General features: G+C 73.3%; 16 protein-coding genes. 10 read left to right on the top strand and 6 right to left on the bottom strand.

From position 1 onward, the window contains the following. Positions 1-30 precede the first annotated feature (30 nt). Positions 31-1050 (bottom strand): WYL domain-containing protein, encoded by a 1020-nt coding sequence (locus tag ABZS77_RS24675; RefSeq protein WP_354827185.1) that lies wholly within the window; start codon positions 1048-1050, stop codon positions 31-33. A gap of 44 nt (positions 1051-1094) precedes the next feature. On the opposite strand from ABZS77_RS24675, the gene ABZS77_RS24670 reads away from it, so the two are divergent. The 4 genes from ABZS77_RS24670 (at position 1095) to ABZS77_RS24655 (ending at position 4460) form a co-directional block, all read left to right on the top strand. Beyond that, on the top strand, positions 1095-1574 hold the full coding sequence (locus ABZS77_RS24670) for a hypothetical protein (RefSeq protein WP_354827182.1): 480 nt from the start codon (positions 1095-1097) through the stop codon (positions 1572-1574). Then, a complete protein-coding gene (locus ABZS77_RS24665) occupies positions 1574-2032 on the top strand; it encodes a hypothetical protein (protein WP_354827179.1) in 459 nt (152 codons plus the stop codon). The genes ABZS77_RS24670 and ABZS77_RS24665 overlap by 1 nt, the downstream gene beginning before the upstream one ends. 69 nt (positions 2033-2101) lie before the next feature. Beyond that, entirely contained in the window at positions 2102-3589 is a 1488-nt protein-coding gene (locus ABZS77_RS24660) for an NAD(P)/FAD-dependent oxidoreductase (protein ID WP_354827177.1), read from the top strand. Beyond that, a complete protein-coding gene (locus tag ABZS77_RS24655; protein ID WP_354827174.1) occupies positions 3576-4460 on the top strand; it encodes an SDR family NAD(P)-dependent oxidoreductase in 885 nt (294 codons plus the stop codon). Before ABZS77_RS24660 ends, ABZS77_RS24655 begins: the two co-directional genes overlap by 14 nt. Positions 4461-4472: 12 nt before the next feature. Here the strand turns inward: ABZS77_RS24655 and ABZS77_RS24650 are convergent, their stop codons facing one another. The 3 genes from ABZS77_RS24650 to ABZS77_RS24640 all read right to left on the bottom strand — a co-directional run bounded on the left by ABZS77_RS24650 (position 4473) and on the right by ABZS77_RS24640 (position 7635). Beyond that, positions 4473-5933, bottom strand: a complete 1461-nt coding sequence (locus ABZS77_RS24650; RefSeq protein ID WP_354827170.1) for a cryptochrome/photolyase family protein — start codon at positions 5931-5933, stop codon at positions 4473-4475. A 78-nt stretch (positions 5934-6011) separates the two neighbouring features. Next, the gene (locus ABZS77_RS24645; protein ID WP_354827167.1) at positions 6012-7199 is read right to left on the bottom strand and encodes a low temperature requirement protein A; all 1188 of its coding nucleotides are present in this window, start codon (positions 7197-7199) and stop codon (positions 6012-6014) included. 19 nt (positions 7200-7218) lie between these two features. After that, positions 7219-7635 carry a hypothetical protein gene (locus ABZS77_RS24640; RefSeq protein WP_354827164.1) on the bottom strand — a complete coding sequence of 139 codons (417 nt, stop codon included), beginning with the start codon at positions 7633-7635 and terminating at the stop codon, positions 7219-7221. A gap of 181 nt (positions 7636-7816) precedes the next feature. On the opposite strand from ABZS77_RS24640, the gene ABZS77_RS24635 reads away from it, so the two are divergent. Then, a complete protein-coding gene (locus ABZS77_RS24635) occupies positions 7817-8902 on the top strand; it encodes an S-(hydroxymethyl)mycothiol dehydrogenase (protein WP_354827161.1) in 1086 nt (361 codons plus the stop codon). Further along, positions 8902-9531 (top strand): MBL fold metallo-hydrolase, encoded by a 630-nt coding sequence (locus ABZS77_RS24630; protein ID WP_354827159.1) that lies wholly within the window; start codon positions 8902-8904, stop codon positions 9529-9531. Before ABZS77_RS24635 ends, ABZS77_RS24630 begins: the two co-directional genes overlap by 1 nt. A 35-nt stretch (positions 9532-9566) precedes the next feature. On the opposite strand, the gene tsaA is transcribed toward ABZS77_RS24630, so the two are convergent. Beyond that, positions 9567-9983 carry a tRNA (N6-threonylcarbamoyladenosine(37)-N6)-methyltransferase TrmO gene (gene tsaA / locus ABZS77_RS24625; protein ID WP_354827156.1) on the bottom strand — a complete coding sequence of 139 codons (417 nt, stop codon included), beginning with the start codon at positions 9981-9983 and terminating at the stop codon, positions 9567-9569. A gap of 49 nt (positions 9984-10032) precedes the next feature. Between tsaA and ABZS77_RS24620 the strand changes: the two genes are divergently transcribed. The 3 genes from ABZS77_RS24620 to ABZS77_RS24610 all read left to right on the top strand — a co-directional run bounded on the left by ABZS77_RS24620 (position 10033) and on the right by ABZS77_RS24610 (position 12476). Continuing rightward, positions 10033-10467, top strand: coding sequence for a VOC family protein (locus ABZS77_RS24620; protein WP_354827154.1), 435 nt, complete (start codon positions 10033-10035; stop codon positions 10465-10467). After that, positions 10451-11557, top strand: coding sequence for a DUF3626 domain-containing protein (locus ABZS77_RS24615; RefSeq protein ID WP_354827151.1), 1107 nt, complete (start codon positions 10451-10453; stop codon positions 11555-11557). Before ABZS77_RS24620 ends, ABZS77_RS24615 begins: the two co-directional genes overlap by 17 nt. A gap of 205 nt (positions 11558-11762) precedes the next feature. Beyond that, on the top strand, positions 11763-12476 hold the full coding sequence (locus ABZS77_RS24610) for a hypothetical protein (protein WP_354827149.1): 714 nt from the start codon (positions 11763-11765) through the stop codon (positions 12474-12476). 57 nt (positions 12477-12533) lie between these two features. Here ABZS77_RS24610 and ABZS77_RS24605 read toward each other — a convergent pair whose 3' ends face one another. After that, positions 12534-13901, bottom strand: a complete 1368-nt coding sequence (locus tag ABZS77_RS24605) for a hypothetical protein (RefSeq protein ID WP_354827147.1) — start codon at positions 13899-13901, stop codon at positions 12534-12536. 218 nt (positions 13902-14119) lie between these two features. Between ABZS77_RS24605 and ABZS77_RS24600 the strand changes: the two genes are divergently transcribed. Next, complete coding sequence (locus ABZS77_RS24600) at positions 14120-14431, top strand: MazG-like family protein (RefSeq protein WP_354827144.1); 312 nt, start codon at positions 14120-14122, stop codon at positions 14429-14431. Positions 14432-14737: the final 306 nt, after the last annotated feature.

Genomic DNA, 14737 nt, shown 5'->3' with positions numbered 1-14737 from the left:
CGTGCCAGCGGCCACCACGAGCGGCCCACGTCACCGCGGATCACCTGCCGTATCGGCGCGGTTGTCCGAATGTCCGGCGGGGGCGTAGAGGGCGGCCAGTCCCGCCGCCGTGGCGGCCAGCCGCTCGCGGAGCGCGACGGGCGTCAGCACCTCCACGTCCGCGCCGAGGCGCAGCAGGTCGCCGTGGGCGTGGGTGAGCGACTCGATCGGCAGCACCGCGGTGACCCAGCCCTGGGCGTCCGGCGGACCGGCGCTGGCGTCCACGGCGGCCACCACCGGATCGCTGCCGATCTCCCGCAGCCGCTGCCGGCCGGCGGGGGAGAGCCGGACGGTGGCCTCGTCGCGGTGCAGGTCCGCCCGGAACCGGGCCACGTGCGCCCGCCACCAGGACGGCAGGTCGAAGTCGGCGGGCCTGTCGAACCCCTCTGTCAGGGGAGTCAGCGCAAGGATCTGGTTGACCCGGTAGGTAGCCGGTCGACCTCGGCCCGGCTGGTCGGCCACCACGTACCACCGGCCGCCCTTGAGCACCAGACCGTACGGCTCCAGCACCCGTGTCACGTCGCCCTTCCAGCTGCGGTAGCGCACCTCGACGCGGTGCTGGCGCCAGACCGCCTCGGCCGTACGGGCCAGCTCGGGGGAGGTGTCGCCGTCGGCGTACCAGCCGGGGGTGTCCAGGTGGAAGCGTTGCTGGAGCTGGGTGGCCCGGTCGCGCAGCGGGGCCGGCAGCGCGGCGTGCAGCTTGAGTCGCAGTGCCGCCACCACGTCGCCGTAGCCCAGCTCGTCGGCCGGGCCGGGCAGCCCGGCCAGGAAGAGCCGGTCGGCCTCCTCGGCGGTGAGACCGGTCAGCCGGGTACGCCAGCCGTCGACGAGCTGGTAGCCGCCGGCGTGCCCGGCCTCGCCGTACAGCGGGATGCCGGCGGCGTGCAGCGATTCCACGTCCCGGTAGATGGTGCGGGGGGAGACGGACAGGCGCTCGGCGAGCTGCGCGGCGGTGAGCCGGCCGTGTGCCTGGAGCAGCAGCAGGACGGAGAGGAGTCGACTGGCCCGCACTTCACTGACACTAGCTGTCAGGGGAGTGGTCCTACCGTCCCGGCATGGCTTTTCGCGACAAGGATCTGCGAGCGCCCGGACCGGTCACCGTGGACGGTCGGCAGCTCAAGCGCTATCACATCGACCAGCCGCAACGGCCCGTCGAGCCGGAGGTGGAGAAGGCCGCGTACGACCTGCTGCCCGCGCTGCTGGCCGACGTCCCCGACGACGGCACCCCGTCCGCCGGGTGGGTGGTGCTGCACCGGGGCGCGGACACCGGCGCCTACCTGCTGGCGTACACCTGGGTGTGGGACAACGCGGTCGAGGTCCGCGTCGCGGCGGCCGGGCAGCCCGCGCTCGACTGCCCGGACCGGGACCCGACGCGTTTCGTCCCGGTCCACCGTCCCGCGGTGGGCTGCGTCTGGGAGTTGGCGGTGTTCGAGCACGAGCGGGCCGCCTGGGTCCGGCACATGCTGGCACCGGAACGTCCCGACCTGACCGGCTACCTGTGCGACACCCGAGCGGAAGGGCCGGTGGGCCGCTGATGGGCGACTTCGACTTCTTCGTGGGCACCTGGGACGTGGTCAACCGCCGGCTGCGCGAGCGGCTGGTCGCGTCCGACGAGTGGGAGGAGTTCCCCGGGGTGTCGGTCGCGCACGGCTTCTTCGCCGGCGGCGGTCACTTCGACGAGATCACCTTCCCGACGAAGGGCTCCGCCGGCGCGACGCTGCGGATCTTCGACCCGGCCACCGGGCAGTGGTCGATCCACTGGATGACAAGCGGCGCCGGGGTGCTGGAGCAGCCGCCCATGGTGGGCCGTTTCGTCGACGGCGTGGGCCGCTTCTACGCCGACGACCAGCACGAGGGGCGTCCGGTCCGGTGCCGGTTCATCTGGTCGGACATCAGCGCGACGACCGCGCGCTGGGAGCAGGCGTTCTCGGTCGACGGCGAGCGCACCTGGGAAACCAACTGGATCATGACGTTCAGCCGGGTGGCCGACTGACTCCGGCCGGCGACGGGGCGGTGGGCGCGGTGTTAGTGTCCGTCCACCGCCCCGGAGGGAGGAGAGCCCATGACCTCCGACCACGTCGACGTGCTGATCATCGGTGCCGGCCTGTCCGGCATCGGCGCCGCCTGCCACCTGCGCCGCGACTGCCCCGACAAGACGTACGCGGTGCTGGAGGCCCGCGACGCCATCGGCGGCACCTGGGACCTGTTCCGCTACCCGGGCATCCGGTCCGACTCGGACATGTTCACCCTCGGCTACTCGTTCAGGCCGTGGACCGCGCCGAAGGCCATCGCCGACGGCGCGACGATCCGCGAGTACGTCCTGGACACCGCCCGCGAGTACGACGTGCAGCGGCACATCCGCCTGCGCCACCGGGTGCTGCGCGCCGAGTGGGACAGCGCCACGGCCCGCTGGACGGTGCACGCGCAGCGCACCGACACCGGCGACGCGGTCGTCCTGACCTGCTCGTTCCTCTTCGCCTGCACCGGCTACTACCGCTACGACGAGGGCTACACCCCGCCGCTGCCCGGCGTCGAGGAGTACACCGGTCGGCTGGTGCACCCGCAGCACTGGCCCGAGGACCTCGACCACACAGGCAAACGGGTGGTGGTGATCGGCAGCGGCGCCACCGCCGTGACCCTGGTGCCGGCGATGGCCGAGCGGGCCGCCCACGTGACGATGCTCCAGCGCTCACCCACGTACGTCCTCGGGTTGCCGTCGCGGGACCGGCTGGCCGACGCGCTGCGGCGCCGGCTGCCGGCGAGGGCCGCGTACCCGGTGGTGCGGTGGAAGAACGTGCTGATGTCCACGCTCACCTTCCAGCTCAGCCGACGGTCGCCCCGGCTGGTCAGGCGGATGCTGCGCCGGGCCGCCGCGGGCCAGCTCCCGGTCGGGTACGACGTCGACAGGCACTTCTCGCCCCGCTACGACCCGTGGGACCAGCGCCTGTGCGTGGCGCCCGACGGTGACCTGTTCACGGCGGTGGCGGGGGGCAGGGCGTCGGTGGTCACCGACACCATCGACACGTTCACCCCGCACGGCGTGCGGCTGGCCTCCGGCACCGAGCTGCCCGCCGACGTCGTGGTCACCGCGACCGGGCTCACCCTGCTGGCCCTGGGCGGCCTGACGCTGCGCGTCGACGGCGTCGAGGTCGACCTGGCCGACACCGTCGCCTACAAGGGCATGATGCTCTCCGGGGTGCCGAACTTCGCGCTGACCCTCGGCTACACCAACGCGTCGTGGACGTTGAAGGCCGACCTCGTCGCCGGGTACGTCTGCCGGCTGCTGCGACACCTGGACCGCACCGGCCAGCAGGTCGTCACCCCGCTCCCGCCGCCCGACGACGAGCGGGTGCCGCTGATCGACCTGCGCTCCTCCTACGTGCTGCGCAGCGTCGACGCGCTGCCCCGCCAGGGCGCGCGGACGCCGTGGCGGCTCCACCAGAACTACGCCCGTGACGTGCTGCTGATGCGACACGGCCGGCTCACCGACGAGGGGGTGCGGTTCTCCCGCGCCACCCGGCAGGAAAGGAGCACCCGTGCGGAGGTTTGAGTTCACCGGCGCGACAGCCGTCGTCACCGGCGCGGCCAGCGGCATCGGCGCGGCGTTGGCGCACGCGCTCGCCCACCGGGGCAGCGACCTGGTCCTGCTGGACCGCGACACCGAACGGCTCGACGCGGTCGCCGCCGCGATCCGCGCCGAACACCCGGACCGGCGGGTGCACACCCACGTCGTGGACCTCGCCGACGCGTCGGCCACCGCCGCCGTCGCCGAGGAGATCCGCCACGGGCATCCCCGCGTACGGCTGCTCGTCAACAACGCGGGCGTCGGCCTCGGCGGCCGGTTCGACCAGGTGACGTTCGACGAGTTCAGCTGGGTGATCGACGTCAACTTCCGGGCCGTGGCGCAGCTGACCCACGCGCTGCTGCCCACCCTCAAGGCGGAGCCCGGCGCGCACCTGGTGAACATCTCCAGCCTGTTCGGGCTGATCGCGCCGGCCGGGCAGACCGCGTACGCGGCGAGCAAGTTCGCGGTGCGCGGCCTCACCGAGGCGCTGCGCCACGAGCTGGTCGACGACGGCATCGGCGTGACGTCGGTGCACCCCGGCGGCATCCGTACCAGGATCACCGAGAACGCCCGGATCGGCAGCGGCGTCTCACACGAGGAGTACGCCGTCGGCCGCGCCCAGTTCGAGAAGCTGCTGACCATCGCGCCGCAGCGGGCCGCCGAGGTGATCCTGCGCGGTGTGGAGCGACGCCGGGGCCGGGTGCTGATCGGCTGGTCGGCGAAGGTGCCCGACCTGCTCGCCCGGGTCCTGCCGGCCTCGTACAACAGGCTGCTGGTGAACGGCCTCAACCGGGGCGTCGCCCGTCCGGCCGTCCCCGCGCAGCGCTCCGCCGACACGGCCCGCGACGCGGTGTGACGGCCGGCCCGGTCACGGCGGTGTGCTGCCCCGCTTCTCCTCCTGCGCCAGCACCGCCTCGCGGTGCTCCGGGTCGTCGCGGCCGTCCAGCTCGGCGGCGAGCCGCGGATCGGCCACCAACCGGTCCCGGTTGCGGTGCAGGAAACTCTCGAAACCGCCGGTGTACGGGCAGGCCAGGTCGCCGAGCGCCCGCTCGGGCACGTACCGGCACCCGGCGCAGTAGTCACTGATCTCGTCGATGTCGGTGCCGCCCACCGCGTACGGGCGGGTGTCGACCCGGCCCAGGTCGGCGTACTGGCTCATACCGACGACAGTCGCGTTCATCACCCAGTCGGTGCCGTCGACGAAGCACCGACGGAACCAGTCCGCCAGCTCGGACGGACGCCAGCCGCGCTGCAACGCGTAGTTGCCGAGCACCAGCAGGCGCGGGGTGTGGTGGGTCCACGCCCGGTCCCGTACGGCGGCGAGCACGTCGGCCAGGCAGCGGGCCTCCACCGCGTCGGCGTCCAACTCGGCGAACCACTGCGGCAGCGGCTCGGCCGCGGCGAGCCAGTTCGCCCCCCGGTACGGCGGCTCGAAGTACCAGTACAGCTGCCACAGGAACTCCCGCCAGCCGAGCAGACCCCGGATGAACGGCTCCACCGCCGTGCGCGGGGCCGCGCCGGAGCGCCAGGCGTCCTCGGCGGCGCGGATCGCCGGCTCCGGGTCGAGCAGCCCGAGGTTGAACGAGGACGACAGTGCGGAGTGCGCCAACAGCGGGTCGTCGACGCTCATCACGTCGGCGTAGCGGCCGTACCCGGGTAGCCGGTGGGTCAGGAAGTGGGCCAGGCGGGCCTGCGCCTCGGCGTGCGTGGCCGGGTGCTGGCGGGGGCCGTCGCGGCCGACGAAGCGCACCCCGTCGGCGGCCCACCGGTCCAGGTCACGGCGCACCTGCGCGTCGATGTCGTCCTCGACGATCGGCGGCGGCGCGGGTGGCGGCGTCGGCGTGCCGTGGCCCTCGGCGCGGATCCGCCGGGCCGCCGCGGTGCCGCCGCCCGGGGCCGTCAGCACGTCGTGCCGGCGGCGGGCGTGCCGGTAGAAGTCGGCCATCCGCAGCGGACCGCGTCGGGTGCGGTCGGCCCAACCGGCGAAGTCGGCCTGGCTGGTGACGAAGCCGCGCGGCGGCAGCACGGTCAGCTCCGGCACCGACCGGGCGAAGCGCAGCGCCGCCCGGGAGTGCGGATGGCACACCTCGAGGGGCTCACCGACCTGTGTCAGCGCCTCCCGGAAGGTGTCGGTCCGCAGCACCAGCGCCCGGTCACCCAGCTCGGCCGCGCGGTGGCGCAGCGCGGAGAGGATCAGGTGCGCCTTCTGCCGGTGCATCGGCCGGCTGCGGAACAGGTCCCGGATCTCCACAAGCAGCACCGGCTGATCGGGGTCGTCGAGGAAGTGCGGCCCGAGTTGATCGGCCAGCAACCATCGGCGGCGAGGCATGTCGCAATTCTGCCCACCTCCGGGCCGACGCGCCCGTCGGCAGGCCGGCCGGGCGCGTCCGGGTCCATACCGGTCGGATCATCCCGAACCGCCGTCGAGGGCCGTCGGGGTGGGCAGCACGTCGCGGCGGCGCAGCAGCACGGTCAGCGCCACGAGCGCCACCAGCAGCAGCGCGACCGCGTACGCCGGGGCCGGACCCAGCGGCGTGAGCAGCGCGAGCAGTGCCACCAGCGGGAACGCCACGACCACCGCGCCGTGCTGTTGCCGGCGGACGTGCAGCACCCAGATGGTGAGCAGGAAGACGGCGACGGGGACGGCGAGCGCGTACCCGGCGGTGGTGGCGGAGATGTGCGCGAGGTGCCGCTCGTGGTCGACCGCCACACCCAGGCCGGCGCCGACGGCGGCGACCGCCGCGAACACGAGGTAGTGGCCGTAGCCCCAGACCAGCGAGTACGGCAGCTGATCGGGTGCCTCGACGGGCCGGTCGAAGTAGAGCCACCACAGTGCGAACACGATCACCGTGGCCGCCGCCGCGAGTGACCAGAGCTGACGGTCTCCCGCGTCCACCCCGGTCTGGATGGCCACCGACGTGGCCAGCACCACGTCGCCGAGCACGATGAGGGTGAACAGCCCGTACCGTTCGGTGATGTGCCCGGGGTGCCAGGGGGTCATTCCGGGCCGTTCGGCCACCGCCGGCACCAGCAGGTCGGCCACGCCCAGCACCAGGAACGACGTGGTGCCCCACTCCTGCGGCAGGGCCAGCCGCAGCAGCCAACCGAGCTGGACGACTGTGACACCGATGGCGTACCGCGTGGCCGCCGGGCGGTGCGCCGGGTCACCGGCGGCGGCCCGCGACCAGTGCACGACGGCGGCGAGCCGCATCACCACGTAGCCGTACGTGATGACGGTGAAGTCGCCGTCGGTGAACGCCCGTGGCACCCCGGCGGCGATGATCAGGGCGCCGGCGATCTGCACCAGGGTCGTGATCCGGTAGACGTCGTCGTCGGTGTCGTAGGCAGACGCGAACCAGGTGAAGTTCATCCACGACCACCAGATCGCGAAGAAGACCATCAGATAGCTGGTCAGCGCGTGGGCGAGGTGCCCCTCGGAGACGTCGTGGTGCAGCCTGCCGGCCGCCTGCGACACGGCCACCACAAAACACAGGTCGAAGAACAGTTCCAGCGGGGTGGCCGCCCGGTTCGGCTCGTCCCGGCGGCGGGGCCGCATCGGCCGGTAGAACGGCCGCACCGACGGGGATCTGGTCACCCCGGCTCCTCGACCGGCGTCAGCGCCGGCGGCCGTGGCTCAAGCCCTCCAGCACCAGGGTCAGCCCCGCACCGACCAGCCAGACGTCCTTGGCGAGCCCCGAACCCTGCTGGGTCGGGCGGACGCTGCCCGGCTCGCGCATCCCCGGCGTCTTCAGGTAGAGCTGCACGAGCCCCGCGCCGAACGCGGTCAGCCCGAGCCCGACCAGGGGCGCCGGGACGAACGGCGCGAGCAGCGCGGACCCCAGGGCGATCTCCGAGTACGCCAGCAGCTTGGCGAAGCGCGCCGGCTCCAGTTCACCGAGCTGCGGCATGGCGGCCACCGCCATCCCGTGCATACCCTCCGCGGCGGCCCCCTCCAGGTTCCGCTTGCCCAGACCCGAGTTGAGGATGTACGCGCCGATGCTGACCCGCAGCGGCAGGTGCGCGAGCTTCATTGTCACTCCCGATGGCCGTGGTCGAATGCGGCCCGCGTACCCGGGACGGCCGGCGATAACCCGCCGGGTGGCTGGGCCGGTCGTGCAGGTCGCGGTAGGTTCGCCCCAGGGCCCACCGCCGGGCCCGGCGCACCCGCCCACCCGGCGCCGGCCCTGCCGCACACCACCAGCAGGAGGCGAAGTGAGCCAGCAAGTCCAGGGAGTCATCTCCCGCAGCAAGGGCGCGCCGGTCGAGGTCACCACCATCGTGGTGCCCGATCCCGGCCCCGGTGAGGCCGTCGTCCGGATCCAGTCCTGCGGGGTCTGCCACACCGACCTGCACTACCGCGAGGGTGGCATCAACGACGACTACCCGTTCCTGCTGGGCCACGAGGCCGCGGGCGTCGTCGAGCAGGTCGGCGCCGGTGTCACCGACGTCTCCCCGGGTGACTTCGTGGTGCTCAACTGGCGCGCGGTGTGCGGGGTGTGCCGGGCCTGCCGGCGCGGCCGACCGTGGTACTGCTTCAACACCCACAACGCGACGCAGCGGATGACCCTCACCGACGGCACCGAACTGACCCCGGCGCTGGGCATCGGGGCGTTCGCCGAGAAGACCCTGGTGCACGCCGGCCAGTGCACGAAGGTGGACCCGGCCGCGCGGCCGGCGGCCGTGGGCCTGCTCGGCTGCGGGGTCATGGCCGGGCTGGGCGCGGCCATGAACACCGGCAACGTCACCCGTGGCGACTCCGTCGCGGTGATCGGCTGCGGTGGCGTCGGGGACGCGGCGGTCGCCGGCGCGGCCCTCGCGGGCGCCACGACGATCGTCGCGGTGGACACCGACAGCCGCAAGCTCGACTGGGCCCGCAAGTTCGGCGCCACGCACACGGTCAACGCCTCCGAGACCGACCCGGTCGAGGCGATCCGCGCCGCCACCGGTGGCTTCGGCGCCGACGTGGTGATCGACGCGGTGGGCCGCCCGGAGACCTGGAAGCAGGCCTTCTACGCCCGGGACCTGGCCGGCACGGTGGTGCTCGTCGGCGTGCCGACCCCGCAGATGCAGGTCGAGGTGCCGCTGCTCGACGTCTTCGGCCGGGGCGGCGCCCTCAAGTCCAGCTGGTACGGCGACTGCCTGCCCAGCCGCGACTTCCCGATGCTCACCGAGCTGTACCGCCAGGGCCGACTCGACCTGGACGCCTTCGTCACCGAGGAGATCGCGCTGGACCAGGTCGAGAACGCGTTCGACCGGATGCACGGCGGTGACGTGCTGCGTTCGGTGGTGGTGTTCTGATGACCGCCCGGGTCGACCGCACGGTCACGGCCGGCACGTTCTCCCTCGACGGCCAGACGTTCGACGTGGACAACAACGTGTGGGTGGTCGGTGACGACAGCGAGTGCGTCGTGCTCGACGCGCCGCACGACGTGGCGGCGATCCTCGCCCTGGTGGGGCATCGTCGGGTCCGGGCGATCCTCGCCACCCACGCCCACGACGACCACGTCCGGGTGGCGCCCGAGCTGGCCGAGGCCACCGGCGCGCCGGTGCTGCTGCACGCCGCCGACCGGGTGCTGTGGGACATGGTCCACCCGTACCTGCCGCCGCACGGCGAGCTGCACGACGGGCAGGGCATCGAGGTGGCCGGCACCGTGCTGCGGGTGCTGCACACCCCCGGGCACAGCCCCGGCGCGTGCAGCTTCCACGCCCCGGACCTGGGTGCGGTGTTCACCGGCGACACCCTGTTCAAGGGTGGACCGGGCGCGACCGGCCGCTCGTACAGCGACTTCGACACCATCGTCCGGTCGATCCGTACCCGCCTGCTGACGCTGCCGCCGGAGACGGTGGTGCACCCCGGGCACGGTGACGACACCACGATCGGCGCGGAGGCCCCGCACCTGCCGGAGTGGCTGGCCCGGGGCCACTGAGCGGTCCGGGACGGCCCTGGCGGCGGCTGGCGGGCTCAACGCTCGTCGGCCGCCCCCAGCACCGGCTTGACGTCCAGCAGCGGGGTGCCGTCGAGCGCCTCCAGGTCGGCCACCCGCAGGCGCAGCCCGTCCACGGCCAGCACCCGCACCCGGTGCAGGCCGATCGGGTTGGGTCGGTGCGGCGAGCGGGTGCTGAACACGCCGGTCTCCGGGCGGCTCTGGTCGCCGCGTGGACGCACCGCCAGCACGTCCCGCCGCGCCCGGTCCAGCCAGGTCAGCACCAGCAGCTCCGCGCCGACCCGGACGTCGCGTAGGGCACGCTCGACCTGCGGGTCGAAGACCAGCCACGCCTGCGGCGCGCCCTCGTCGCCCTGCCGTGGTGCGCTCGCCGCGTCGGTCAGCGGCGAGGAGACCCGACCGACCGGATGCAGCTGGTACGCCTCGTCGACCATCGTCGCTCCTTTCCCGACGGTGTGAACCTACGGCGATATGATCGCGCGCATGCCCGCCGAGCAGCCCGTACCCGTTGTCCGTCAGTTGCGTCTCGTGGTCGAGGCGGCCGACCACGACGCCGCCGTGGCGTTCTTCCGCGACGCGCTCCGCATGCGCGAGGAGGCCGCGTTCAGCGGCGAGGGGGACGCCCGGGTGGTGATCCTGGACGCCGGTCGGGCCACCCTGGAGATCGCCAACCCGGCGCAGAAACGCCTGATCGACGAGGTCGAGGTGGGCCGGCAGGTCTCCCCGCGCATCCGGGTCGCCTTCGAGGTGGACGACGCAGCGGCGACCACCGCCCGGCTGGTCGCCGCCGGGGCGAGCGAGGTCGCGCCGCCGACGCGTACCCCCTGGCGGTCACTCAACTCCCGCCTGGACGCCCCGGCGGACCTGCACATCACGGTCTTCGAGGAGCTGGGGGCGCCGGATGACGGCGACGACTGACGCCGGCGGGGTGCACGCCACGACCGCGCAGGCGGCCGCCGTCGCGTACGTGCGGTCGCTGGCCGTGGCCGAGCGTCCCGCCGCGCTCGCCACGATCGTGCGGGAGTTCGCCGCCGCCGACGTCCACCATCGGCCCGAGCAGGTGCTCACCTCGGTCGTCAGGCATGGCCGGCTCACGGTGAACTTCCATCCGGACCGGCTGGGCGCGGACGGGCGGACGGTCGCCGCCGCCCTCGCCGACGACGGGGTGTACCGCAGTCAGTTCGTCACCGGGATCTCCAACGGCGGGCTCAGCCCGTACCCCGGCGGTGACCGGGACCGCTGGGAACGCCGGATGTTCGGCGGGGCGTACCAGCGGCCCGGGGTGACACCGGCGGACCGGCCCACCTACGGCGGGCTGAACCTGCTCGACCACCCGGACGGCGCATGCCCCCGCTTCGGCTCCTGCCACCTGCGGCTGCGTCCGGCGGTGCTGTCCCGGGCCACGTTCTGCCTCGGCGACAGCCACCTCGGCCCGGGGGTGGTGGGCACCGCCGACGCGTTCGAGGCGGTGCTCGCCGGGCTGCTGACGGCCACCGCCGCCACCGGCGTCTGCCTGGGACGCTCCGCGACGGACGTCGGCACCCTGGTCCGGACGGTGCTGGACGCGCCCGGCACACCGGCCACGATGGGTCGCGCGCTCGACGACTACGTGGAGGCGCAGGTCCACGGCACCCTGGACCTCGCCACGGACGTGGAGGAACTGGTGGCCGATCCGTCCTTCGCCGGCACCCCGACCGGCGTCGCGCTGGAACAGATCGCCGGGCGGTACGGTTTCCCGCTGCGGTGGCACGCAGGTTTCACGCTCGCGGTCGACCGGGTCGACCCGGACTTCCGGGGCCCCGCGATCCCGGTGCTGGCGGCCCGCCTGCACCGTGAGTTCGCCCGGCCGGGGGCGCCGGTGGACGCGGCGCTGATCGGTCGGGGAGCGGTGTCGGCGGTCACCGAGCCGGCCCGCTGGGCGGACCGGGGCCCGATCGCGGACACCCTTCAGCACCTCAAGCAGCTCTGGCACGTTCTCGTCCGGTTCGGCACGCCGTACGCCGGCTGACCAGGTCCGGTACCGCCCGCGCCGATCGTCCGGTTCGCCGGGGTGATCGGGGCCGCAGCCTGCGCTGGCTCGGGCATTTCCGGAATGCCCGACACGTCAAGCTGGTTGTGTCCCCCGTACCGCCGGAGCCCAAACCCTTTTCCGCGGTCATCTCCCGAGGAGTGTTCACCCCGGAGCGCTCCGCACGATCGAAAGGGCAACCATCGTGAAGGTCGACTTCACTCGATGGCTCCCCGCCATCGCTAAGGACTCGTACCGCAAGACCGCGCTGAGCGTGGTGGGTGTGGCTGCCCTCGGCGGCCTCGCACTCGCGCCCACCGCGGCCGCCGCCCCGGTCACCTCCGGACCGCACCAGGGCGCCGTCGCCGCCATCGACCTCGCCACCGGCAAGGACGCCACCTCGGCGCGCCAGGAGGACCAGCCCGTCGAGTCGGGCCTCACCACCGGCTCCGCCACCGGCAAGCCGCCGGCCGGCAAGCCCAGCCGCGACCAGTTGATCCCGCACGGCATCGAGGGCGCCCAGTCGCGCATCCCGCTCGACGACGCGCAGCTGGCCAACGCTCGGGCGATCGTCGACGCCGCCAAGAAGACAGGCGTCGGTGACCGGGGCGCCGTGGTCGGCGTCGCCACCTCGTTGCAGGAGTCGAAGCTGTACAACCTCGGCCACCTCGGCGCGTACAACGACCACGACTCGCAGGGCCTGTTCCAGCAGCGCCCGTCGTCCGGTTGGGGCACGCCCGAGCAGATCACCGACCCGGAGTACTCCGCCACGGCGTTCTTCACCGCCCTCAAGAACGTGGGCGGCTGGCAGGACCTGCCGCTGACCACCGCCGCGCAGACCGTGCAGGTCTCCGCCTTCCCGTACGCGTACGCGCAGTGGGAGGAGCAGGCGGCGGACATCGTCCAGCAGCTCTGGTGACACCCGCACACGAGACCGGCCGGCTCCCCCACGGGAGCCGGCCGGTTCTCGCTGTCCTCAGCAGGCGGGGTAGAGGCGACGGGTGCCGACCCCGGCGGCGTACGCGGCCCGGTCGCTGAACCGGCAGCCGTAGTCGGGTCGGGCCACCACCGCCGGATCGGTCACGGTGTCGCCGGCCGGGCGCCTGCCGGTGCGTACCCAGGACACCAGGTCGTCCCAGGCGGCGCCCGCCTCGGCCGGGCTGAACTCGCAGTGCTGCGTGGTCCGGATGGCCCGCTGCACCACCAGCCGGCCGCGACCGTTGCGCGCCACGTCGGTGGCGTACGCCTGCTCCATGCTGAACGGCACGAACATGTCACCGAGGCCGTGCAGGCTGAGCACCGGCGCGGTGGGCCGGCCCGCGATCCGCGGCACCTCGGTCAGCGTCGGCAGGAGTCGCTGCACAACGTTCTCCGGGGCGACCCGCCGCACGGTGGCGTTGACGTCGACGGGACTGTTCGGGGTGTAGCGGGTGAGCAGGTTGGTGGAGAGCTGACCGGGCCGCTGGGCGGGGGAGTCGCCACCGCTGGTCACGCTGATGGAGAACAGGAAGTCCTTCCAGACCGCGAACGCGGCGTCGGCACCGGGACGCGGCCCGCCCGAACGGTTCACCGTGATCGCCCGCAACTGCTTGCCCCGGTCGGTGGTGGTGTCCGGCCCGGTGGGGGTCAGGCCGGCCAGGCCGAGGGCCACCTGGATGCGCGGGACCGCGTTGCTCAGGTAGTCGGCCGGCGTGGGATAGGCCGGCACCCCGGCCAGGGACTGCGCGACCAGGTTGTAGTCCAGGAAGAAGTCGAGCAGCGTCTGGTCGCCGAGCACCCCGCACATGGGCAGCGCCCCGTCGTAGAGGCCGGGGTACTGCTCCAGGGAACGACCGATGACATACCCGCCCATCGACACGCCGGCCAGGTAGGTGCGGTGCGGTTTGCGGACGGTCCGTCCGAAGTGGTCGGCCAGGTCCCTGGTGCCCAGCACTCCGGAGCGGATGTCGAAGCCGTTGCGGTCGTACGACGACGACGCCCACGCGTACCCCTGCTCCAGCAGGCGCTGGCGCAGCTCGAACGCGGGAGGCTCCGGCGAGAGCACCGTGCCCTGACCGCGGTAGCCGTGCGCCCACAGCACCAGGTCGCCGTTCCACCGGGCGGGGACCTCGATGATGTACCCGGCGTGGCGGTGCACACCCTGGCGTACGGTCGTCGGTTTGCCGCCCACGACCAGTGGGGCCAGAGGCGGATTCTCGATGGTGTACCCGGGCAACGGCTGGCCGCCCCCGGGGTCTCGGCCGGTGCCGGCGGCCGGCGCGGCGCCGACCAACCCGACGGCCAGGATCAGGGTCGCGGTGGCCGCAACCAGGCGGCGCAGGGTACGAACGGGTGTGGACAGCATCGATGCTCCCCATCGGACGGATGTCGCCCGCGGGGGCGACCAGGCGGGACGGTTGCCTACCGGCCGGTAGCGCCCTGAACCTAGGACCGACCGTCGACCGGAGTCAATGGGTGCGCTGACCGACCGCTCAGACGTGACTGTCCGGCCGGTCGGGCCGGGCCGTGTGGCGGCACGACCCGGGCAGGCGGCGGGCAGTGCGGTCGGGTTGACTGGTCGCCGTGGACGACTCGATCTGGGACGCGGCCCGAGCCGCGCGCGGCTGGCTGGACGCGGCGAACGGCACCGGACAGACGGAACTGACCTGCCGCATCCTCAAACTGACCGAGGAGGCGGGGGAGGCGTCCGCCGCCTGGATCGGGCTGCTCGGGCAGAATCCGCGCAAGGGCGTCACCCACACCCGCGAGGACGTGGCGGCGGAGTTGGCCGACGTGGCGTTCACCGCGTTCGTCGCGATCGAGAGCCTGGGGCTCGACGCGCGGACGATCATGGACGCCTCCGCCGAGAAGGTCCGCTCCCGCCTCGCGGGGTGAGACCCTTCCGTCTGCCCGGACGATGATCGAATCGACGTGGCGGTGTCCCGCCGTCCCGCATGCCCCCAGATCGGCCAACCGGGGTGATCACCCGCTTTGATCCCGTCCGACGGTGCCAAGGCTGGGTGTCGTGTCCGGTTGTGGGCTGTCTGGGTTGTGACCGGGGGCATCCGTGCGGCGGAATCATGGCTGGCCGGGGGTCGTTACACATCCTGACGATCGCAGGACCACGGCCGCTCGGCCCACCCTGCACGGGTGGGAATGGGAAGCCCGGCCCGGTCGTTGCAGACCCCCCAGGCGCCGCCT

Origin of the sequence: Micromonospora sp. NPDC005298, from assembly GCF_040607375.1 — a bacterium.
Lineage (GTDB): Bacteria > Actinomycetota > Actinomycetes > Mycobacteriales > Micromonosporaceae > Micromonospora.
The sequence above is the reverse complement of the archived record's forward strand: the minus strand, read 5'-3'. Positions and strand labels throughout refer to the sequence as shown.

Coding starts and splice junctions, on each gene's coding strand:
- ABZS77_RS24670 (WP_354827182.1), top strand. CDS start 1,095: ATGGCTTTTCGCGACAAGGATCTGCGAGCGCCCGGACCGGTCACCGTG.
- ABZS77_RS24665 (WP_354827179.1), top strand. CDS start 1,574: ATGGGCGACTTCGACTTCTTCGTGGGCACCTGGGACGTGGTCAACCGC.
- ABZS77_RS24660 (WP_354827177.1), top strand. CDS start 2,102: ATGACCTCCGACCACGTCGACGTGCTGATCATCGGTGCCGGCCTGTCC.
- ABZS77_RS24650 (WP_354827170.1), bottom strand. CDS start 5,933: ATGCCTCGCCGCCGATGGTTGCTGGCCGATCAACTCGGGCCGCACTTC.
- ABZS77_RS24640 (WP_354827164.1), bottom strand. CDS start 7,635: ATGAAGCTCGCGCACCTGCCGCTGCGGGTCAGCATCGGCGCGTACATC.
- ABZS77_RS24630 (WP_354827159.1), top strand. CDS start 8,902: ATGACCGCCCGGGTCGACCGCACGGTCACGGCCGGCACGTTCTCCCTC.
- tsaA (WP_354827156.1), bottom strand. CDS start 9,983: ATGGTCGACGAGGCGTACCAGCTGCATCCGGTCGGTCGGGTCTCCTCG.
- ABZS77_RS24620 (WP_354827154.1), top strand. CDS start 10,033: ATGCCCGCCGAGCAGCCCGTACCCGTTGTCCGTCAGTTGCGTCTCGTG.
- ABZS77_RS24615 (WP_354827151.1), top strand. CDS start 10,451: ATGACGGCGACGACTGACGCCGGCGGGGTGCACGCCACGACCGCGCAG.
- ABZS77_RS24605 (WP_354827147.1), bottom strand. CDS start 13,901: ATGCTGTCCACACCCGTTCGTACCCTGCGCCGCCTGGTTGCGGCCACC.